The 22,092-nt window shown below is 37.6% G+C and carries 17 protein-coding genes; 3 read left to right on the top strand and 14 right to left on the bottom strand.

What is annotated here, in order from left to right; translation table 11 throughout:
- Window positions 1–8: 8 nt before the first annotated feature.
- Genes JN11_RS09760 through moaA form a run of 6 tightly spaced genes read right to left on the bottom strand, consistent with a single transcriptional unit; the run spans window position 9 to window position 5,365 of the window.
- Window positions 9–1,061: a HesA/MoeB/ThiF family protein gene (locus tag JN11_RS09760; protein WP_144912088.1), complete on the bottom strand. Its 1,053-nt coding sequence runs from the start codon at window positions 1,059–1,061 to the stop codon at window positions 9–11.
- Complete coding sequence (locus tag JN11_RS24650) at window positions 1,058–2,224, bottom strand: NTP transferase domain-containing protein (RefSeq protein WP_211360717.1); 1,167 nt, start codon at window positions 2,222–2,224, stop codon at window positions 1,058–1,060. The genes JN11_RS09760 and JN11_RS24650 overlap by 4 nt, the downstream gene beginning before the upstream one ends.
- Window positions 2,205–2,675: a cyclic pyranopterin monophosphate synthase MoaC gene (moaC, locus tag JN11_RS09750; RefSeq protein ID WP_246138982.1), complete on the bottom strand. Its 471-nt coding sequence runs from the start codon at window positions 2,673–2,675 to the stop codon at window positions 2,205–2,207. Before moaC ends, JN11_RS24650 begins: the two co-directional genes overlap by 20 nt.
- 38 nt (window positions 2,676–2,713) lie before the next feature.
- Entirely contained in the window at window positions 2,714–3,112 is a 399-nt protein-coding gene (locus tag JN11_RS09745; RefSeq protein WP_144912086.1) for a GxxExxY protein, read from the bottom strand.
- Between the two features lie 27 nt (window positions 3,113–3,139).
- Window positions 3,140–4,345 (bottom strand): molybdopterin molybdotransferase MoeA, encoded by a 1,206-nt coding sequence (locus JN11_RS09740; protein WP_144912083.1) that lies wholly within the window; start codon window positions 4,343–4,345, stop codon window positions 3,140–3,142.
- A 30-nt stretch (window positions 4,346–4,375) separates the two neighbouring features.
- Complete coding sequence (moaA, locus tag JN11_RS09735) at window positions 4,376–5,365, bottom strand: GTP 3',8-cyclase MoaA (protein ID WP_144912081.1); 990 nt, start codon at window positions 5,363–5,365, stop codon at window positions 4,376–4,378.
- A 194-nt stretch (window positions 5,366–5,559) separates the two neighbouring features.
- On the opposite strand from moaA, the gene JN11_RS09730 reads away from it, so the two are divergent.
- Together JN11_RS09730 and JN11_RS09725 are read left to right on the top strand one after the other, a co-directional pair.
- Window positions 5,560–6,144: a nucleotidyltransferase family protein gene (locus JN11_RS09730; RefSeq protein WP_144912079.1), complete on the top strand. Its 585-nt coding sequence runs from the start codon at window positions 5,560–5,562 to the stop codon at window positions 6,142–6,144.
- Window positions 6,145–6,344: 200 nt separating this feature from the next.
- A complete protein-coding gene (locus JN11_RS09725) occupies window positions 6,345–7,721 on the top strand; it encodes a sigma-54-dependent transcriptional regulator (protein WP_144912077.1) in 1,377 nt (458 codons plus the stop codon).
- A gap of 46 nt (window positions 7,722–7,767) precedes the next feature.
- On the opposite strand, the gene JN11_RS09720 is transcribed toward JN11_RS09725, so the two are convergent.
- The 3 genes from JN11_RS09720 to JN11_RS09710 are packed head-to-tail and all read right to left on the bottom strand — an operon-like array spanning window position 7,768 to window position 9,561.
- Window positions 7,768–8,574 (bottom strand): MBL fold metallo-hydrolase, encoded by an 807-nt coding sequence (locus JN11_RS09720; RefSeq protein ID WP_144912074.1) that lies wholly within the window; start codon window positions 8,572–8,574, stop codon window positions 7,768–7,770.
- Between the two features lie 46 nt (window positions 8,575–8,620).
- Window positions 8,621–9,073: a cupin domain-containing protein gene (locus JN11_RS09715; RefSeq protein WP_144912072.1), complete on the bottom strand. Its 453-nt coding sequence runs from the start codon at window positions 9,071–9,073 to the stop codon at window positions 8,621–8,623.
- A 14-nt stretch (window positions 9,074–9,087) separates the two neighbouring features.
- Window positions 9,088–9,561: a TQO small subunit DoxD gene (locus JN11_RS09710; protein WP_144912070.1), complete on the bottom strand. Its 474-nt coding sequence runs from the start codon at window positions 9,559–9,561 to the stop codon at window positions 9,088–9,090.
- 83 nt (window positions 9,562–9,644) lie between these two features.
- Between JN11_RS09710 and pdxR the strand changes: the two genes are divergently transcribed.
- Complete coding sequence (gene pdxR / locus JN11_RS09705; RefSeq protein WP_144912068.1) at window positions 9,645–11,129, top strand: MocR-like pyridoxine biosynthesis transcription factor PdxR; 1,485 nt, start codon at window positions 9,645–9,647, stop codon at window positions 11,127–11,129.
- A gap of 92 nt (window positions 11,130–11,221) precedes the next feature.
- Here pdxR and JN11_RS09700 read toward each other — a convergent pair whose 3' ends face one another.
- From JN11_RS09700 to JN11_RS09680, 5 genes are all read right to left on the bottom strand, one after another.
- Window positions 11,222–13,360: a glycoside hydrolase family 97 protein gene (locus tag JN11_RS09700; RefSeq protein ID WP_144912066.1), complete on the bottom strand. Its 2,139-nt coding sequence runs from the start codon at window positions 13,358–13,360 to the stop codon at window positions 11,222–11,224.
- A gap of 213 nt (window positions 13,361–13,573) precedes the next feature.
- Window positions 13,574–15,403 (bottom strand): RagB/SusD family nutrient uptake outer membrane protein, encoded by a 1,830-nt coding sequence (locus JN11_RS09695; RefSeq protein ID WP_144912064.1) that lies wholly within the window; start codon window positions 15,401–15,403, stop codon window positions 13,574–13,576.
- Between the two features lie 24 nt (window positions 15,404–15,427).
- On the bottom strand, window positions 15,428–18,493 hold the full coding sequence (locus JN11_RS09690) for a SusC/RagA family TonB-linked outer membrane protein (RefSeq protein WP_246138980.1): 3,066 nt from the start codon (window positions 18,491–18,493) through the stop codon (window positions 15,428–15,430).
- 502 nt (window positions 18,494–18,995) lie between these two features.
- A complete protein-coding gene (locus tag JN11_RS09685; protein ID WP_246138979.1) occupies window positions 18,996–20,600 on the bottom strand; it encodes a DUF6377 domain-containing protein in 1,605 nt (534 codons plus the stop codon).
- A gap of 363 nt (window positions 20,601–20,963) precedes the next feature.
- Window positions 20,964–21,860: an SMP-30/gluconolactonase/LRE family protein gene (locus JN11_RS09680; RefSeq protein ID WP_144912060.1), complete on the bottom strand. Its 897-nt coding sequence runs from the start codon at window positions 21,858–21,860 to the stop codon at window positions 20,964–20,966.
- Window positions 21,861–22,092 lie beyond the last annotated feature (232 nt).

Below are 22,092 nucleotides of genomic sequence, written 5' to 3'. Positions count from 1 at the left end.
TACATTTTTTAATTCCGCCAGTCTTTTAATCCGCCTTCAAGAGAAAAAAAAGGCGCATCAGGGAATCGTTTTTTGATGAATTTGATAGCTTCTGCACTTCTTTTGCCAGAAGCACAATAAAAAACAGTTTTAGTGTTTTTATCCAGATCATTGATCTGATTATACAATTCATCTATTGGGATATGTTGCCCACCTATATTGAAGTCTTCACGCTCTTCTATAGTTCGCACATCCACCAATTCAACTGCATTTTCTTGAAGTTCCCTTTTTAAATCGGCGGCAGAAATTTCAGGCACAAAAACAGTTTCGGTTAAACGTACTATGTGTGTACCAGTAACCTCCCCTATTTTTATGATACGGCTTTGCAAAGTTTGCGCATCAAAAATCATGACTTTTCCGACTAATAATTCACCTGTTTTAGTAATATATTTAATTACCTCATTAGCCTGTATGCAACCAATAATACCAGCAAGTGTTGGTATTACCCCACCTTCGGCACAATTAGGTATTTGTGATGCATTCACATTTGGAAAAAGATCTCGATAGTTTGGTGTTTTAACTCCGCTTTCATTCTCAATGTTCCAAACAGCAACCTGTCCCTCGTACTGATATATCGCTCCGTAAACAACGGGCTTATTCAAAATTACAGCGGCATCATTCAATAAATAGCGGGTATCAAAATTATCAGTACCATCAACTATTATGTCATATTGCAACAGCAGGTCCATTACATTTTGAGATGTTACCCTTATATCATGCGGTATCAATTTTATGCCGGGATTTTGCTTTTGCAGACGTTCGCAAGCAATAGAAACTTTTTTTTCTCCTGCGTCTTCTGGTGTATACAATATTTGCCTGTGCAGATTACCCACAGATACAATATCAAAATCCGCTAAGCCTAAATTACCCACACCAGCCGCAGCCAGATATTGCGCCGCCGGACAGCCCAGCCCCCCCGCACCCACTACCAGCACCCTCGCTTTCTGTAAAAGCAATTGAGCTTTTTCTTCAAAGCCGGGTAGTGCTATCTGGCAACTGTATCTCAAAAAGTCAGGGTTCATTGTATAGCTATTTTTTGATTAAGTAAATGTTTAACCTTATCCAACTCTTCTTGTGTATTCACATTGGTTAAATCGTCAGGATTAGGTGCATTTAACAAAGTGATATCACTATTGATCAATACCTTACGCGGACATGAATATCCCTGCGCTAAAAAAGAAAGTAAAACCGGATAGCTTTTTGGCTCCCAAATAGTTATTAAAGGCTCAGGAAAATCATCAAAGGTACTTTGATAAGCTGTGGCTATTGACGAAACATTTCTGTTAGCAGTTAAATATTTAAGGGTATTTTCGTCGATGAGTGGCAAATCGCAGGCTATAATCAACCATGCATTATCAGGTTTCTCACGAAATGCAGATAGTATAGCACCAAAAGGGCCCAAGCCCGTAAATGTATCGGCAATTCTTAAATAATTCGCATCAATTTCTTTCTGCTGATCGGATCGGCATGATATAAACACCTCATTGCAAAAGGATTTGAGCAAATCTGCCATATAATAGCGCTGTTCTTTCCCATGCCAATTAACGGAACCTTTGTCAAAACCCATTCTTTCGCTTTTACCACCAGCCAATACCAACCCATTTAAAACAGGGCGCGCATGTTGCATCTGAGTTTCAAAAAACGAAATGATCTTTTCGGTTTCATCAAGTCTGTACAATGGTAATTGCTGCCAATTGGGAATAGCTTCTTTTACAAAATCAAAAGCTTCGGTAACATCTTCTGCCAATAATATCATTTGTACATTGGTTAATTGTTCAATTCTTTTGTGTAGAGAAGCCTTTTTGTTAGCATAAATAATAACCACCTGCGCTTTGGCCTGTTGATGGTTGCCATTAACCAAAACCAAATCTGACGATGAGAAAATTTCTTTCAGCTTAAATGAGTTAAATGATTCGGCATAATCTAATTGTCTGTAATTTACCTGATCAGTATACTCTAATGCTGCTCCATTTGATAATCTTCCAGGCGACAAGATCGTATCATCATTATGAGCAGTATCAGCATAGGCACATTTATATTTCGAAGATAGAGCGTTAATAACCTGATCTGCCAATAATTTTATGGTAGTACAGGGTGCACCAACAATGGCCCATTCATTCCGGCTAAAATTACCAAATGCAGGTCTTTGCAAATTAGTATGCTTTTTATGTTCTTTTGAAATCACGTTTACCTCCTGTTTTTGATAACAGTATTGTTTCCTTTATCACGATATCATGACTCATTGCTTTACACATATCATAAATGGTTAAAGCTGCAATTGATGCCCCAACCAATGCTTCCATCTCTACCCCGGTTTTAGCGGTAATACTTGCTGTACAATCAATTACTACCTCCTGTTTTTCATTCAGGCTGATAACAACGTTACAGTTATCCAAACCCAGCGGATGGCAAAGAGGAATGAGGTCACCGGTTTTTTTAGCGGCCATTATACCAGCAATAATAGCAATCTGAAATACTGAACCTTTTTTAGTTTTCAAATCACCATCAACCAGATAATTTAATACTTCATCAGGCAATGAAACTATGCTCCGTGCAACAGCAGTACGGTGTGTAACCTGCTTACCGGCAACATCAACCATTGTTGGATTATTTTTATCGTCGAGATGAGTGATCACAGATTTTGAATGATTAATTGATTTAACAGATAATTTTATTATTGACTGATATTTCTTGGTGATAAAATTAGCCTTTTGAAATTCAGACTTTTTTCTCCAAAGTTTATTAATAAGCCAATCTCAATTTTGTAAGCTCTTAAGTAATTTAATATTTGATTTAAATGCACATCCTCCAATACAATCAACGCTTTTAATTCAACTAATACTAAGTCTTCAACTAAAAAGTCAACTCTCCTTGTTCCTATGGGCTCAGCATAATCTTTATAAAAAATTGGCACTGCGATTTCTCTTTTAAAGCTCAATCCAGCCTTTGTAAATTCAAGTGCTAATACTCTTTGATATATAAATTCCTGAAACCCATTACCTAAAAAAGAATGCACCCGCATAGCGCATCCAATTATTTTATGTGTTATCTCTGAATACTTATAATCGTCCATTAAAAATCTGTCTAATCAACCCAATCATTAAAATCTGTGATTAAACTTCCATATTTTAAAAGCCTCTCCCCTTTTAAATTCATTTCTTTCCAAAGGTAATTCCATAAAGGCATCAGTATCTGCCAAATTTGCAAAATCACCCGATCCATTACCTTCTACAGGGGTAGCCATTAGCTGGCAATATTCATTATAATGCAATTTAACCTGCATAAAGTATTTTAAGGGATGAATAAAACTTACCCGGTTATTTAACACTGCCCTCATTACGGGCTTCTCTTCCAAACCAAGTGAGGCATTAAGCCAGGGTAAAAAATACCTGTAAATACACATAAAGGTTGCAACCGGGTTACCTGGAAGTGCAAACACCAGGTTTCCTTTTTCGTGTTTGCCAAACCAGAATGGTTTACCAGGACGCTGCTGAACTTTATGAAAGAGCTTGGTTACATTCAATTCATCTAATGCTTTAGGAATGTAATCAAATTTACCCATTGATACGCCGCCGCTTAACAGCAACACATCATATTTTTCAATGCAGGTTTTTAATTGTTTTTTAATAATTGCTTCATCATCCGGCAAATGCAGCATTTCTGCATCCAGATTATGTTGCTTTAATACTGCTTTAACCGTGTAATTGTTTGATCGCCTGATTTGATATTGAGATGGTGTTTGATTTACCTCAATCAGTTCATCACCTGACGACAAAATAACCACCCTGGGCATTTTTTTTACCCGTAATTCTGTTTCCCCTACAGATGCTACCATGCTTATAATGCCAGGCGTAATTAATTGTCCTATTGAAGCTACAATATCATCCTGCCTTTTATCATTCCCTTTATAATGGATATTTTGGCCTCTTTTTATGTCGTTGGTTACCAAAGTTGCCAACCCGGCCCGCATTTCCAGATCTTCATACTTAATAACAGTATCTGTTGAAGGAGGCAACATAGCTCCGGTCATAATCTCCACACATTCTGCATGTTCATCAATATCAACAGGTTCATCACCGGCGGCCTTTGTTAATTTAACCCTGAAGGTACTTATACCATTCTCAATCGCATTATAATTTATGGCAATACCATCCATAGTTACACGGTCAAACGGAGGCAAGTCCCTATCGGCTTTAATATTTTCAGCCAGCACTCTACCCAATGCCTGCTCAAACGGAATAATCTCGGCCCCGTAATCAGTTACCTGTTCAAGTATTATTTTTTCTGCCTCTTCTACGGTTATCATTTGTGCAACTATTTCTTGTTATGACTTCTCTCAGCCCCCAATGGTAGCCATTGATTCATGAACGTTGTTATTAGCGGGCCTTAAACGCTCTGCTTCCCAACCATCCTTTGCCCTGTTATTAAAAGTATTTATCATTATATTTCTTAAATGCTCTTCATTGCGTCCTTCTCTAATCAAATCTTTTACATTTAATATTCCACTATCATATAAACAGGTTTTCAGTTCACCAACAGGTGTAACACGAATACGGTTACAGGTACCGCAAAAAGTGCGTGAATAGGCTGCTATAATACCGATACTACCTTTATGTCCTTTAACCTGATAATTATACGAGGTAGAATATAATGGATCAGTAAGCTTTTCAATTTGCGGATAATGATTTTGTATTTCCTCTAAAATACGCACATAGTCCCATTTTAAACCATTATAAACATGGCCATCGCCATTAAAAGGCATTTCTTCAATAAAGCGAACACTTAAAGGCAATTCTTTTGTTAATTCAACAAGCGGAATAATATCCTGTGTGTTTTTACCATCCATCACCACAGCATTTATCTTCACCTCCATGTTATTCTTTAGCAGTTCATCCATAGTAGCCATAACGTTTGCGAATTCATCCCTGCCGGTTATAGAAAAAAAACGATTGCTATCTAATGTATCCAGACTAAGGTTTACTGATTTCACACCAATGCTTTTTAATTCTTTTACATAAGGCGCAGTTAATACACCGTTAGTAGTTATAGTTAGTTCCTTTAATCCATCAAGGGCTGATAAAGCCGTTAAAAGTTGCATAATATCTTTACGTACAAAGGGTTCACCTCCTGTTATCCGTATTTTTTCGATGCCCATTTGTACCAATACGGTGCAAAGCAACAGCATTTCTTCGTAGGTCATCAATTCCTTACGCGAAAGCCAGTTCAATCCCTCCTCGGGCATGCAGTAAAAACAACGTAAATTACACCTGTCAGTCACCGCCAGTCTCAGGTAATTAATTTTTCTTCCGTGATTATCCAGTAACAAGTATTAAGTATTTATATAGTTCAAAAATAAATAACCATCAATGGCTATTATACAGATATTCCTTCTGTAAAAATACCTATTACAAATTTACAGAGTGTTGTTTAATTGTATTTTTTGTAAACCAAAGGTAATTCAAGCTTATCAACAACATAACTTTACATTTGTTGGGTAACAAAATCAATGCAAATAAAACCATGAGTAAACCTGTAATCGGAATTATTATCCTTGCAGCCGGTTCTTCTTCCAGACTGGGTAAACCGAAGCAAAATTTAGTTTACAAAGGGCAAACACTTTTACAACGGGCAATTGAAACTGCACATTCATCCGCATGCGAAACAATAATGGTAATTTTAGGTGCCAATGCAGAAGTAATTATTCCAACTATTAATGAACCTGAGATAAGTATCATTCAAAACAATAACTGGATTGAAGGTATAGCTTCTTCTATCAGGCTGGGTGTTGCCAAAATACAAGAACTTAATCCGGCTATAAGTTCCGTAATCCTGATGCTCTGCGACCAGCCATTTATTGATACACACATCTTGAACATGCTAACGCTTGCCAAAACTAAGTCGGGCATTGCGGCTTGTGGATATAATGATACAGTTGGACCGCCTGCCTTGTTTGATAAAGCATACTTTGACGAATTACTGGGCCTTAAAGGAACTGAAGGAGCTAAAAAATTACTTACAAAATATACTGATACGGTAACTATAGTTCCATTTGAAAAAGGAAAGATAGATATAGATACTTTGGAAGATTTTGAACAATTGGCCTGATTTTATTTTCTCTTTGGGCACCGCTATCCTCTGTTTATAAACATGTTACATAATTAAAAAACGCTCAAACACCATTTTGCGTGGGCTTATATATTTATTTGCATATCTGCAAAACCATATACTTAAAAAAGTGTTTGTTTTTCTATACAATTACATATATTAGCATTTTCACACCCCACCCGAGAATATTTTTATAGAATATGGCAAAAATTTTAATTATTGATGATGAACGCTCTATTCGCAGTACACTACGCGAAATTTTGGAATACGAAGATTATGAAGTTGAAGATGTTGATAATGGAATAGACGGCCTGGAATTAATCAGAAAGAATGATTATGACCTAGTTTTGTGTGATATTAAAATGAACCGGATGGACGGCATGGAAGTGCTAACTGAAGGTCTTTATATTAAACCAGACCTTCCTTTTATCATGATATCCGGCCATGGAACTGTAGAAACAGCCGTTGAAGCCAGTAAAAAAGGAGCATTTGATTTTATATCAAAACCACCCGATCTTAACCGTTTACTTATTACTGTCCGCAACGCACTCGACAGAGGGAGTCTGGTATCAGAAGCTAAAGTATTAAAGAGACGGGTATCCAAAGTCAGGCCTATTTTAGGCGGTTCCCAGGCCATACTGAAAATCAAAGAAACCATTGAAAGGGTTGCGCCTACGGATGCCCGTGTATTAATTACAGGTGCAAACGGAAGCGGTAAAGAGCTGGTAGCCCGTTGGCTGCATGAAAAATCAAACCGCTCTGGTGCACCACTTATTGAAGTAAATTGCGCTGCCATACCTTCTGAATTAATTGAAAGTGAACTATTCGGGCATGAAAAAGGTTCATTTACTTCTGCCATCAAACAACGTATAGGCAAGTTTGAATCTGCTAATGGCGGAACTTTATTTTTGGACGAAATTGGCGATATGAGTCCTCCTACCCAGGCTAAAGTATTACGTGCATTACAGGAAAATAAGATTACCCGTGTGGGCGGTGAAAAAGAAATTGAAGTAGATGTGCGGGTAGTAGCCGCTACCAACAAAGATCTTTTAAAAGAGATTGAAGCAGGTAACTTCCGGATGGACTTATACCACCGCTTAAGTGTTATTTTAATACACGTACCTTCCCTCACCGATCGTAAAGACGACATAGGCTTACTTACACAGAGTTTTTTAGATGAGATATGCAATGATTACGGCATGCCGGTTAAAAAAATATCAGAAGCTGCTATGGATGCCTTAAAATCACTGCCTTGGACCGGTAACATCCGCGAGTTGCGCAATATGGTGGAACGTTTAATTATTTTAAGTGATAAAATTATTACTGATGCCGATGTAAAGGCTTTTGCCAATCCATCATCATCAACAGGTATAACCAATGTACCTGCGGGCCAGCAAACCGACTATGACCAGTTTGCAAATTTCCAGGAGTACAAAGATTTCGCCGAACGGGAGTATATCAAATTTAAATTGGAGAAAAACAACTGGAACGTTTCAAAAACTGCCGATGATATTGATATACAACGCAGCCACCTTTACAGTAAAATAGAGAAATTCGGTTTAAAAAGAGGAGAGTAATTAAAATACTCATCTTTATCATTATTATGGGTTGTAGCAAATAATGCTACAACCCATAACTTTTTTTGTACCGTTGCATTGATACTTCAAATACCTGCATGGCATTTCCTTTTAAATCCTGGTTGTCAAAAGCACCGTACATAGTGTCAAACGTTATTCCATCCCATTTTTGATAAAAAGTAGCAAACTCGTTTCGGGGTAATAAAATTTGGTTGGGATAACTGTACATAACAGCCGTGTGGCGTTTGCTACATGAAATATAAAGGCTATCCCCACATAAAATCGTTCCTTTTTCTGACAAAGCAGGAATATGCAGCACACAACTTCCCGGAAAATGCCCACCAGTATGAATAATCCGGATATCGTCCCATAACTGCTGGGTTTGGCCACTCCATAAGTGGATATGTTCGTTATTATACTTAATCCATTCCCTATCATTTTCATGAATATAAACAGGACAATTAAACAATGACGCCCACTCATTCATTGTACTATAATAATGCGGGTGCGAAAATACAATTGCTTTAAGCCCCCCGTTCGCCTTGATAAAATCAATTGTCTCCGCATCGGGAAGTGGAATGCAATCCCATAAAATATTACCACCAGCTGATTTTACCAGCAGCGCCCGGTTAGTTAAGGCGAAATCAGGTTGTACTCTTAAACTGTATATCTGCTCTGCAATTAGTTCAACTCTAGTGGCATAGGTTTTCTTAAGTTCATCCATTGTTGTCCAATGTTGCCCGTTTTCAGCAATGTACTGACGATCATCATTGCAAATAGTACATAAGTCTGGCACTTCCTTATCGGGTGGATATTGAGTACCACAAGTGGTACATATCAAAGCTTTATTCATTTTTTTGTTTTATTGATATAAGTTATTTTGCTTTCATTTTAATAAACTACCTGTCCACTTTTGAACTATTTTTAGGTGGAACACTGGTTGATTGATTCGGGTCTGCAATAAAGAACACCAATAGTTTAGCCTGTTTTGAAAGATTATTGTTATGCGTAACAGAATGCAATCCAAAAGACTTTTCATAAAAGGAATCACCCTGCTTATAAATATGCTTTTGACCTTCAAAAACTGATTCTATTTCTCCTTCAAGTACATAGCCAAAGGTTGGGCATGGGTGCATGTGTGGCGGTGATGTACTCCCTGGAGGAAAACTGACTACCTCTATCCTTACCTCTTTATTATTAATGCCAGGTTCATTAATCAGTTTTTTTAGAATTGTGATATCCATAATCTTCCCAGCTGATGATAGGCGAACAGGCTGCTGCGCCCAAACTTTTATGGCGGACAGGATCATCAAGAGAATTATTGATAAAGTTTTTGTGTGTTTCAATTTCATGGCTCAGTATTTATTTATAAGGTTGATAAATCATTTTGTACTTTATTTTTATTCAATAGTGCATCAATACTAAAAGCGTATTGTGGTTGCATTGCCAAAAGGAAACTTGCAGCACTTAGTGTGAAAACAGAATAACCTAAAGGTGAATCAATACCAAAAGAAATGGCCATAGCTATGGCAAAACATAAACTTAAAACACCGCTGCCTAAAGCTGCTATACGGGTAAACAAGCCGAATAACAGCATCAGTCCAAAAAGGCCTTCGCCCAATGATGCAAATACAGCAAGCACCGGAATAAAAGAAGACGGTAAAAAATGCATTACCTGACTTGCATAATCAATAAAGTGTGCCCAATCGCCCCAACCTACGTGTGGCTGACCGTGTGCACCAAGAAAACCTAAACGATCAGCAACTTCCCATAGGTATGCAGTTGCAATTGCAACTCTTAGATATACTGATATGATTTTAACTATTGAATTCTTTTCCATAATTATTTTATTATTTATACCCGAAAATACCAGACTATTGGACTATTTTAGTAGTCCACAAACAACAAACAAGGTAGTCCAGAATGATATTAACTGAAAACCTTTTAAAAATTGACAAAAATCTTCATATACCTGTTTATCAACAGATAGCCAATGGTATAATTGCTCATATAAGGCAAGGAACTTTATCGCCTGGCTCTGCGTTACCTTCAAGCAGAACACTGGCAGACGGCATGCAAGTTCACCGGAAAACTATTGTTGCCGCCTATGATGAATTGTATGCTCAAAGCTGGATAGATGTATATCCGCGTAAAGGAATCTTTGTGGCCAAAAAACTCCCGGATGTTAAGCCAAGACCCATATTGGATCTGGTTAAACCGCATAGTTTACCAAATGAAACTTCTTTTAATGTTGAAAATAAAACAACTGGCATCAGTTTGTTTAAAAAGAGCGCAGAAGGTAACCTTTTTTTTAATGACGGCTTTCCGGATACCCGCATTGCTCCTGTTGAGTTGCTTGTTAGAGAATACAGGCGGTTTGCAAATTATCAATTCACCCATAAATACCTGATGTACGGGCCGGAACAGGGCTCAGAAAACCTGAGAAATGAACTTGCCAGCTTTCTTTTTGAAACCCGTGGCCTTCATATTGGGTCAGAGGATATTTTGATAACCAAGGGAGTACAAATGGCACTTTACCTTACAGCACAAATTTTATTAACTAAAAATGACATCGTTATTGTTGGCGAGCCTGGTTATTCTGGGGCAAATGAAGTGTTTGAGCAGGCTGGTGGAAAGCTGGAATTGGTACCGGTTGATGAGTATGGAATTGATATGGATGCTGTAGAAGCTATTTGCAAAAAGAAAAAAGTAAGGTTATTATATGTGATCCCTCATCATCATACTCCAACTACGGTAACGCTTAGTCCTGACCGCCGAATGCGTCTGTTGGAGTTGGCCAAAAACTATAAGTTTGCAATTATTGAGGACGACTATGATTTTGATTTTCAGTATACCAGTAGTCCTGTATTACCTTTAGCCAGCGCCAATTATTATGGCAATGTAATTTATATTGGTTCATTTTGTAAAACCATTGCACCGGGTATCCGAATTGGTTTTATGGTAGCACCGCAGAACTTTTTAATACAAGTCACGAAGCTTCGTAAACTAATTGACCGTCAGGGAGAGCATTTGCTGGAAGAAGCAATGGCTAATCTTTTAAAAAACGGGGATATTGGACGACACCTAAAAAAAGCCAACAAACTTTACCATGAAAGGCGCGATGAGCTTTGTCGTTTACTTAATGAACATTTGTCAGACGAAATATCTTTCAAAGTGCCTGAAGGAGGCTTTGCCATATGGATTAATTATATTAATAAACATGATACCGCAAAAGTAGCCGAAAAAGCAGCTGAAATGGGGCTCTCTATTAGTAACGGGCTTGATTACTACCATGATAAAAACTTTAAAAACCACGCGATAAGACTAGGTTTTGCTTCATTAAATCATAGTGAATTAAAAGAAGCTGTGGATATATTAAAAAAGGCAATTAAAAAAAGCTATAACTAAACCTTGAAATGCTTTTAATTACACAAATAGCTAGAAACAAAAAAAGCGTGCAAAGTTGCACACTTTAAAAAACAACAAGGTTTAGATAATATCTATTTATAAAACTTCAGGCCTTTGTCTTCTTCGGCAGCGGGTTTTATGCTGATTGCGGCTCCGCCTCCATTTGCCAATTTGATATTAAGTATTGTTCCTGATTTTGCTAAGCATTTGGTGATCTGATATGTTTCCGGATTTTTTTTCCAGTCGGCACCAGCACCATCTGCATAAATAGTAACAACATATTTTTTATCCTTATCCAAAAAATCGAGCGGTATAACAGCATTACGTGCATTTTCATTTGTAATGGCACCTACAAACCAATTAGGTGCATTCTTTTCTTTACGGGCTATGGTAATGTATTCTCCCGGTTCAGCTTCAACAATTTTGGTATCATCCCAGTCAACAGCTACATCTTTTATAAACTGGAAAGCATCCATATGTTGTTCATAGCTATCAGGGATATCAGCCGCCATTTGCAGCGGACTGTACATGGTAACATATAAAGCCAGTTGTTTGGCTAATGTGGTATGGATTTGTCTTCCAGGAACAGTAGAATATCCATTAATATTAAAAACTCCAGGCGTATAATCCATTGGGCCACCCATTAAGCGGGTAAAGGGCATAATGGTTTCATGTCCAGGGTTATTGCCACTACTAAATAAATTATATTCATTTCCACGTCCGGCTTCACAAGCCATCCAGTTTGGATAGGTACGTTGTAAACCTGTTGGTCTAACCGGCTCATGGGCATCCAACATTACATGATATTGTGCAGCTTTTTCTGCAACCCTAACATAATGGGCAACCATCCAGGGCCCGTCATGATGCTCGCCTCGCGGAATAATTTTTCCTACATAACCGGTTTTAACTGATGTATATCCAAATTTATTCATAAAACGGAAAGCAGTATCCATCTGTCGCTCATAATTGGTAGCTGAGCCTGAGGTTTCGTTGTGCATAATCATTTTTACACCTTTCGAAGCGGCGTAATCAGTAATGGCTTTAACATCAAAATCAGGATATGGTGTAACAAAATCAAACACATTCTCTTTCCAGTTGCCAAACCAGTCTTCCCAGCCTACGTTCCATCCCTCAACCAAAACACCTCCAATTCCATTACTGGCAGCAAAATCAATGTACCTTTTTACATTCGCCGTATTAGCTCCGTGTTTTCCATTCGGAATAAGTTTTCCATCTGCACCAAGCGTATCTGCCCTATCGGCATAATTCCATGTACTTTTTCCAGTTTGCATTTCCAGCCAAACGCCAACAAATTTCATTGGTTTTATCCATGAAGTATTCTCAATTTTTGATGGCTCATTCAAATTCAAAATCATTTTAGATGACAAGATATCAGCTGCTTTATCACTTACAATAATTGTGCGCCATGGGGTGCTGCAGGGAGCAAGCATGTAAGCTTTATTACCCACTGCATCAGGCACCAAATTAGCTGTTAGTTTAAATGTTTTGGCATCTACATGCAATTGCATGGAGGTATAGTTTGACAAAGCCGCTTCATGAATATTGATATAAAGTCCATCGACAGTTTTCATCATCAAAGGCGTTTGTATGCCATACTTATCAGGTACAAAACGTACAGCAATATCCGTTGCTGATTTTGCCAGTACAGACGCATCTACCTTACTCAAAGGTGAAATAGTGTATTGGTACTCATTACTATCGTAATCACCTGGAATCCAAAAAGTTTTATGATCACCGGTTAAACTAAACTCAGTTAATTCATCAGCCACCGTAAAATATTTAAGACCTGCCTGTTTTGGAAATTCATATCTGAAACCAACCCCATCCGTAAATACCCTGAAAATAATATTCATCAATCTACCCGGAGCGTTCTTTTGTTTCAGATGAACAATAACCTGTTGATAGTGGTTACGAATGTCTTTTACTTCGCCCCAAACCGGTTGCCAGGTTTCGTCAACATCAGTCTTTTCTGAGCCCGTTAAAGCAAAATTTTTATCGAATGCACTGTCATTAGCCAGCTTAATTCCGAGGTAAGAATTATTTATGACTGCTTTATTGCCATAAAAAACACTGTAAACAGGTTTGCCATCTGCATCAAGCATAAAATTCAATTTAACCTTGTTCATGCTTGCATTGATAGCCGGTATATCCTGCGCTTTTACAGCACTGAAAATTACCAGGCTAAATAAACAGACAAATATTCTTTTCATTATTGTATAATTTATTCGGTTAAAATTCCCCAGCTTCAAATAATCCAAGCATTTATTGATGCCTTTTTATTGCTGTTAATAAAGGATTACATTATTTGATAATAGTACAAAGAAGCAAGTTACTATAAATCATACCTGGGATGTTTGGTTTATAGTAACAAACAAAAAAGTGTAAAGCCATCTCACCGGCTTTACACTTATTAATCAACTATATCAGTACCCCGGGTTCTGCTTGATTTTTGAGTTTGTATTAATCTCACTTAACGGAATAGGCCATACATATGATTTATTATCGCTAAAGGTTGCGGTAAGTGGTTGAGTAACATTAATGGCTGAACCAAAATAAGCTGCTTCTGAATCACCTATTTTCCAACGGCACACATCAAACCACCAGGTTCCTTCATTAAATAATTCGGCCCAACGCTCATAATATAAAGGATTATGACCCAATACCGGATCGGGGCTAACTGGATTTGCAGCACTGGTTTGATCTGTTAATGATTTGTAGTCAATTGCCGAAGCAGCATTGATTGATAAACCGTAAGCCCTGCGTTTTACTTTGTTCAGATATTCAAGACCTGTTACTGCATCACCGGCACCTACACTTGCTTCTGCATACAATAAATATACATCAGCTAAACGCAGCAGGTAATAATCCCATTTATCCGAGTTGATGGTATTCTCGTTATAGTCAATTGGTGAGTATTTCCTCATGCTAAACCCGTAATGATTTTGCTGAAAAGCGTACACATCTGGTTTTGCCACTTTTGCCCAGTTTACACCATCGAATTTTACAGAGTCTACCCATGGTTGCAGGGTATTTACATATAAACGCGGATCTGCAGTTTGACTTGTTCTTACTGCTATAGCTTGAGCTGTATACGCAGGATCTTGAATTAATTGCGGATTAAGGAATGACGGATTGGAGCCTGTATATTTCGGGTTAGCAACCAGATTATAGGCACTTCCAATAGAATAACCAAAACGGACAACGTTCTGATCATGCACAAATTCGTTTGGATAACCCAGCGCCTGTGTAGTGCCCTCAGTACCATCAAAAGGAATAGTTCCATTGTAACCTCCGAATGTGCGTGGAGCCCAAATTAAACCATCAATGGTAGATGAATTGGCAGCACCACTGTAAATACCATAACCACCCATTGAATTTTGGTCAATATAAAGTTCCAACAGTGATTCGCTGTTAAATTTATTATTACCATTAAATGCATCATGATAAGTAGTATACGGCATTAAGGTTTTACCGCTGTTTTGTATTACATCCTTCAATGTAGTAACTGCATCGGCCCAATCCTGGGTATAAACATATGCTTTGCCCAGTAGTCCCTTAGCGGCCCATTCAGTAGCTCTTGCCGCATCCGTTGAAGGCCAAACTTGTCCTTTTAATAAAGCAGCAGCCTGTTTTTCGTCGCTGATGATTAAGGCCCAGGTATCTTTTACAGAACTGCGTGCAACTTGTGTTTGTGCTAAATTTTGTGGCACTTCGGTATACAAAGGCACGCCCATTTTGTCGCCATTTACACCACCAGCCTGCATGTAGGCCTCGCCAAACAAACATTCCAATTCCATATAATACCACCCCCTTAAACAGTATGCTTGTCCAAGCACCAGGTTAATAGTCTGCTGATCAGCTGATGGGTTATTTTTCAATAAAGTACCGGCAGCATAAATGGTTACGTTACAGTTTTTCACACCTGTATAAAGCGCCTGCCAGGTTTCTGAAGGGTATTCATTGCCTACGGAAAGATTATTAGCAGCCATTTCGTTCCATCCCGGATCACCGTTATATTCGGAGTTAACCGTATGCATGGAATTTGATAGTGCCTTTGGCAAAAAGTGGAAGCCAAATATGCCTTGATCGCGCAGGTTGGCGTAGCATGAAACCAGCACACTTTGCAAATCACTTACAGTTTTTGGAAAAGTACTGCTACTATATTGATTTGGAGGTCCAACATTAATTGGATCTTTTTTACATCCCGCCAGTAAAATTAGTGCGAGTGCTGCTATATATTTTTTCTTTAACATCTTCGTAAATTTTAAGGTTTATTATTAAAAACTAACATCAACGCCTGCTGAGTAAATCCTTGCTTGTGGATAATTGGTTACCGCATCAATACCTTGCGTAGTAGGATTAACCGTACCACCGGTAGTAAATGCACTGCCTAACTCCGGATCCAGTCCTTTATACTTGGTGATAGTAAATACATTGTTTGCCATCACAAATACCCTTAAAGTTTTGACGCTGATTTGTTTTAACACATTACCGGAAAAAGTATAGCCTAACTGTAAGTTTTTAAGCTTTAAATAGGCCCCATTCTCAACAAAGTAGCTATTTACAGAGGTGTAGTTCTGGTTTGGATCTAAAATAAAGCCACCATTTGATGGGATACCAACCCTTGGTTGTGAGGTTAAACCATTGCTACCAAAGAATGAATCGTTAAAAATTTGTTTGGTAGTGTTACCATCAGCAAACGGATATTGCTCATATGATTTTACACCATTAAACAACTGCACCCCGGCAACACCATTAAACAAAGCAGCCAAATCAAAGCCCTGATAATTAAGACGGATATTGAAACCGTAAGTCATTTTAGGGTTAGGGTTACCTATTACCTGCCTATCGTTAGCATCAATTTTTCCATCGCCGTTTAAATCCTGGAATTGAAGGTCACCAGCATGAGCCACATTTCCGTTTACCGTTTGATGTGAGGCTTGCGCATCAGTTTGGAATATTCCAAGAACCTTGTAGCCATAAAATTCACCAAATGGTTGTCCAACCTTTGTAATGGTTAATTGTTGGTTTGGCATGGTGTTAAATGCATTATCACCCATGTTATAGTAATTGTAACCACCATAAACTGCATCAGTTGCTGCTCCGCTAAGCTTGGTTACTTTGTTTTTGTTAAAGCTTGCATTAGCACTTATGTCGAAACCCAGTTTACCAATTTTATTGCGATAACCAGCCATAAAATCGAAACCTTTGTTATTAACTGTTCCGATATTGGTAATGTATGATTGTGTAAAACCAGTACTTGTTGGCAGGGAAAGGGCGTAAATTAAATCGGAAGTGTTTTTGTTGTAATATTCGGCTGTGAAATATAAGCTACCATGTAGTGCTTCTCCATCAATACCGATATTGGTTTCGGTAATGGTTTCCCAATGTAAATCAGGATTAGGGATACTATTTAAAGAGTTAGCGATTTGGAAAGGCTGACCAGGAGCGAATCCTTGTGCGCCACCGGCTATACCTGTACTTAAATTAAACTGGCTGTAGTTTGAAGTAAACAGATATGCAGGAAAACCTGTACTGTTACCTAATTTACCATAGCTGCCACGTAATTTCAAACTATTAACACCCGGTGCAATCTTCTTAAAGAAAGGCTCTTCGCTTATTGTCCAACCAGCAGATGCTGCTGGGAAAACACCTTTTACCTTATCAGGACCAAACTGGGTATAGTTAGCATCCTGCCTTATTGAGCCAGAGATGAAATATCTTTCATTGAAGTTATAATTTACTCTTGCAAATTGCGATTTGATTAAGCTTTGAGGGTCATAAGTACCTGAAAGCGAAAGCGCAGAAGAAGAAGTCTGAACGAAAGAATAACCTGGAATACCTACCTGGCTTTCACCGGCATAAATATTATTTGTTTTATCAACAATCTGCTCATAACCTGCCAGTGCATTGATATGATGTTTACCAAAGCTTTGATTATAAGAAAGTACATAGTTGGTTAACAACTGGCTGCTTTGTGCATATGACTTGTTAAGTGAATTAATGTTTGAAGAAACAGGGCCAAAATTATAGGTATTTTGGAAAAAGTCTTCTGTTTCCAGGTAATAGCTATAACCTAAAGTAGTTTTAAAATCCAGATGCAAAGGAAGTTTAATGTCTGCGTAAACATTACCCTGGAAATTATTCTTGGTATCCTGAGCCATTGCGGAATTTACCGCACCTAATGGATTCGGGCCTGAAAACTGAAGACCATTGTAGCCGGCAGGTTCCGTTCCGTATGAACCATCCTTGTTATAAATAGGGATAATGGGTTGTGTACGGAATGGTGCATTATGCAAATCGGCCTGGGCACCAACAAGTGGTGAGGTGATGCGTTGTGAACCATCAATCTGCTCGCCGATGGTGATATTTTTGCCTAGTTTGTAATCAGTATTGGCCCTGAAACCGCCGATATTTGAATAGTTTTTGATGAAAATACCGGTTTGCTGATTATAAAATCCGGAAGCCAGATAATTCACATTGGTTGAAGCACCAGAAATAGAAAGATTATAGTTTTGCTCGGTACCGTTGCGATACAATGCATCAACCCAGTTAGTGTTTGCTAAAGTATCGGTCATGGTAGCGCCATTGAAGAATTTAGGATTAACCACATTCTCCATTTTGATATAATCATCCCGATTAAGCAATTGAACCAATTTTGGATTGGTAACACCATATCTCGCACTAAAATTGATGGAAGGTGGGGCTCCGGCGTTTGAACCTCTCTTGGTAGTAACCAATATAACCCCACCTGCCGCTGCTGAGCCATAAATAGCTGCAGATGCTGCATCTTTCATCACGTCAATGGACTCAATATCTTGCGGATTAACATTATTGAGATCCGATCTTCTCACGCCGTCAACTATGTAAAGCGGATTAGGCTGATAAAAAGATGCTACACCCCTTATGATCACCTGAGGTACCGCATCCGGAGCGGCAGAGCTTTCAATGACGTTAACGCCTGCCACCCTACCTTGCAACGCTTCAATTGGGTTAGTAATAGGTTGATCTTTAAAAACAGCTCCTTTAACAGAAGAAATTGAACCTGTAAGGTCTTTTCTTCTTTGAGTGCCGTAGCCAACTACCACTACTTCATTTAAAGTTTGGTTGTCTTCAGCTAATTGAACATCTATTACACTTTGGTTTTTAACAGGTATTTCCTGTTTAGCATACCCAAGCATAGAAAAGATCAATACATCATTAGCGTTTACACTTAACGAGTATTTTCCGTTAAGGTCTGTATTAGTCCCTGTATTTTTCTGCTTTATCTCAACAGAAGCGCCGGGAAGTACTTGCCCTTTTTCGTCGGTAACTTTACCGGTAACTGTTATTTTTTGAGCCATAGCCCATGATGATAACAGTAAAAACAAAGAGCAAAAAAATAATTTTAGTAATTGTTTTTTATACATAATGCTTAAAAATTAGAGTTTATTAATTGGTTGATTGGTGGTTACTGGGTATAGCACGTTGTACTGCTATAAGACACTTAACCCGAAAGGAAACAGGTGTTTAAATACTTTGCTTCAGGAGCATTTCTGGCACATAACAATGCACTTACAGAAATGTACTTAAACAACCCGAAAGGTGTTCTTTTCATTTTCATGACACAATAAGATTTGGAAACTTGGTTTATAAATAAGTCAATTATTTAAGCGCTACAGATTGGCTTTAATTGACATACCAAAGAGAAGAGATTATAAATGCAGTTGCTAATTTCACAGTCAAAATATAAACAACAGCGGAATAAGCTAAAATATAATTAATTAAATATCAACTATTTAACTAAAAATCCAAAAGTGTAAAATATAAACGTAGTATAATCAAATATAAATGCAGAGTGGAAATTTAAATGGCTTTTATAGCCATAATCGCCTCTTCAAATTCATCGTTGGAGATAATTGATCTGGCTTTTATCCGGGCCTTGTAATTGTAAATGGTATTAACAGAATATTCCAGGATATGAGCTATCTTTTCGGTATCATTAATTCCAAGCCGTACCAAAGCAAAAATGCGCAGGTCGGTATTCAGTAATTGGTTGGGTAAAAGTTTAACATGGCTATCCTCTCCAAAAAGAGCATTATAACTATCTACAAAATTGGGAAATATCTTAAGAAAGGCTTTATCGAAGTTTATAAAAAGCTCTTCGCGTTCTTTTGTAAGGTTGATATTATTTACAAGTATGCTGATATCTTCAAACCTTCGGGTAATTAATTTATTATCAACTGAGCGTTTAAACTTATCCAGTTTATTGATGTATTCAGATATCAGATTAAAATAATATCCTATGTATTCTTCCTTTATCTTATTGGCCTCATTTAGTTTATTGATGCTTTCCTGAAGATGGTGATTGGTTTCAATAATGATTTTATCAGCGGCGCGTAACTTCCTGAGCTGCTTATAAATAATAACCGCAAACACAACAATAATAAGAGCCAGAATAGTAAGTGATGATGCATAAAAGAACAAAGCCTTCCGTTGCCCCTCAACAGAATTGATACGGGAGCCTGCGATTATCGGGAGTATGGCACTAACCTGTATCTTTCTTTGCCTTGCACCATAATAAATAGCATCATCCAAAGCTTGTTTAATGTAGATATAAGCATTTTCTACATCATCATTCTTATATAATAACTGAGCCAAATTGGTCATAGCAGCAGCTTCTTTTGTTGACGACCGGATATCAGCCATGGCAGCAGAAATTAATAACCCAATAGCACTGTCAACCTGATTATTACGAATATAAATATCGCTCAAAGTAGAAGCGGTTACAGCATACTGATGATCGGTTAAATGATAATCATGAACAAGCGTTTTTAAATTATTAATGGCCTTATCGGGCTGCCCCGTTTTAAGAAATTTTAAAGCAGTGTAATAAATATGTTCAAACGAATTTGACTTACATAAGGTAACTCCCGAATCAATATACTTTCCTGCCCGGGCATTGTAAATGGGTGCATAATAATCATCCTTATCAAAATCAGAAAGATCGTAATAGGTGCGGGCCGTTAAAAAGTAGTATTCTTTACGCTCTTCATTATTAAGCAGTTTCACATTAACTGTTTTAAGCGTATCAAAGGTTTCTTTAAACATTCCCGATGATAACAGTATGAAACCGAATTTAATACGGCTGTAGGCAATTTTTGCTGGATCTTTTAATAGCACACCTGTTTGCTGTAATTTTTTGGCGTAGCTAAAAGCTTTATTGTAGTTGAATGATTTATATTCTTCGTAAAACTTTAAATAGATATTGTACTTAAAGTTCAGATCGGGATTCGCCGCATTATCCAGATCCTGCTGCAATTTTTCAATGCGGGCTAACTTTTCACTATCGTATTTTTTTTTAGTATCAACGGTATTATTAAGCTTCACCAAAAGACTGTCATAACCCTGTGCCAGGGAAACAAAACGAAATAAGAATAAGATAGAAATTAGCAGTAAAATTCGTTTCATGCAGCCAAATCAATTAATCAAAACATTCATTACCTGCAACATAAGCACATTAACAGGGTATTGGATTTTATAATGGTTTATTGTATAAAATTAGAAAAATAATTGGTTTACAGCCTGGAGTTTTAAATTATTTGATTTATTATTAAAGGTGTGTATACAATAATACAGCAATGGTATCACCGGCAATGGGACGCATCTGGCTTAGCATCAATAGAAATTTAAACCTAGAGGAATAAAATAATTAACAATTACCCTACCGCCATTTAATTATCCTAATTAAAAACTTTAATTAACAATCATATAATATTGATTATTAACACTAATTAACCATTAGTTTATTTAAAATCAACATAATAAAACAATTTATTCAACCCCTTTCACATTCATTTGAACGGTATAAAGTGCTGTTGAAGCGTTGATAAAAAGTACATCTTTATGTATGCCGCCGAAACACAGATTAGCTGTCCATGGCTCATCAATATCTATGTGAGCTATCTTTTTTCCCTGCGGATTATAAATCGTAACCCCTTTACCACACAAATAAACATTTCCTTTAATATCCAATGTCATCCCATCTGCCCCCTGCTTAACAAAAAGTACACGATCACTTAAAGTCCCGTTTTTATTAATTGTGTATTTATAGGTTTTATTATCACCAATGTCAGCCACGTACAGATATTTTCCATCCGGCGTGCCTACTATTCCGTTGGGCTGTTTTAAATCGGCATCTACAATAACGGGCTGCTTTGCGCCCTTTGGTAAATAATAAACTCTTTGTCCATCCAGATCAGGCTTGGTGCGCGCCCAGTAAGGCCTCTGGTAATATGGATCGGTCATATAGATCCCTCCTTTCCTATCAATCCATACATCATTCGGGCCATTCATTAAATGCCCCTTATATTCGCTCAGCAGTACTTTAATCTTTTTATCCGGACTGATTAACCAAAGCTGGTCTTTTTCATCGGCACAGGTCACCAAATTGCCTTTCTTATCAAAATACATCCCATTACTTCTTCCTGCACTATCCAGAAAAACAGATAGCTTGCCATCTGTACTGTATTCCCATATTTTGTTATTGGGTTGATCGGTAAAAAACACATTCCCCTTTTTATCAACCGAGGCGCCTTCAGTAAAGCTAAATTGTCTAGATATTAACTGCGGTTTTACAAGTGTATCAAACAATAAAGTATCCTGTCCAAATGCGCTAAGCGATAACTGAATAAGCGACAAAATCGCTGTAAATAAAAATATCCGTTTCATTAAAATCTAAATAAAAATCATCCGGCCTTTCCGGTCTTTATAATATGTGGGCTAAAGTAATTGTTTTTGCTGTCAAACCTCATTCCCCTCACCATTGTTACCACTCGTGGCAGAAGGGATTATTTCATCAGTATCAACCAAACTGCTACCATGGTCTATGGACTATCGACCATGGCCACTCCTACCAATGACTAATGAAATAATGACCAAATGATTAATGACAAGAAAAAAT

This window comes from Mucilaginibacter frigoritolerans (assembly GCF_007830615.1).
Taxonomy (GTDB): domain Bacteria; phylum Bacteroidota; class Bacteroidia; order Sphingobacteriales; family Sphingobacteriaceae; genus Mucilaginibacter; species Mucilaginibacter frigoritolerans.
The sequence above is the reverse complement of the archived record's forward strand: the minus strand, read 5'-3'. Positions and strand labels throughout refer to the sequence as shown.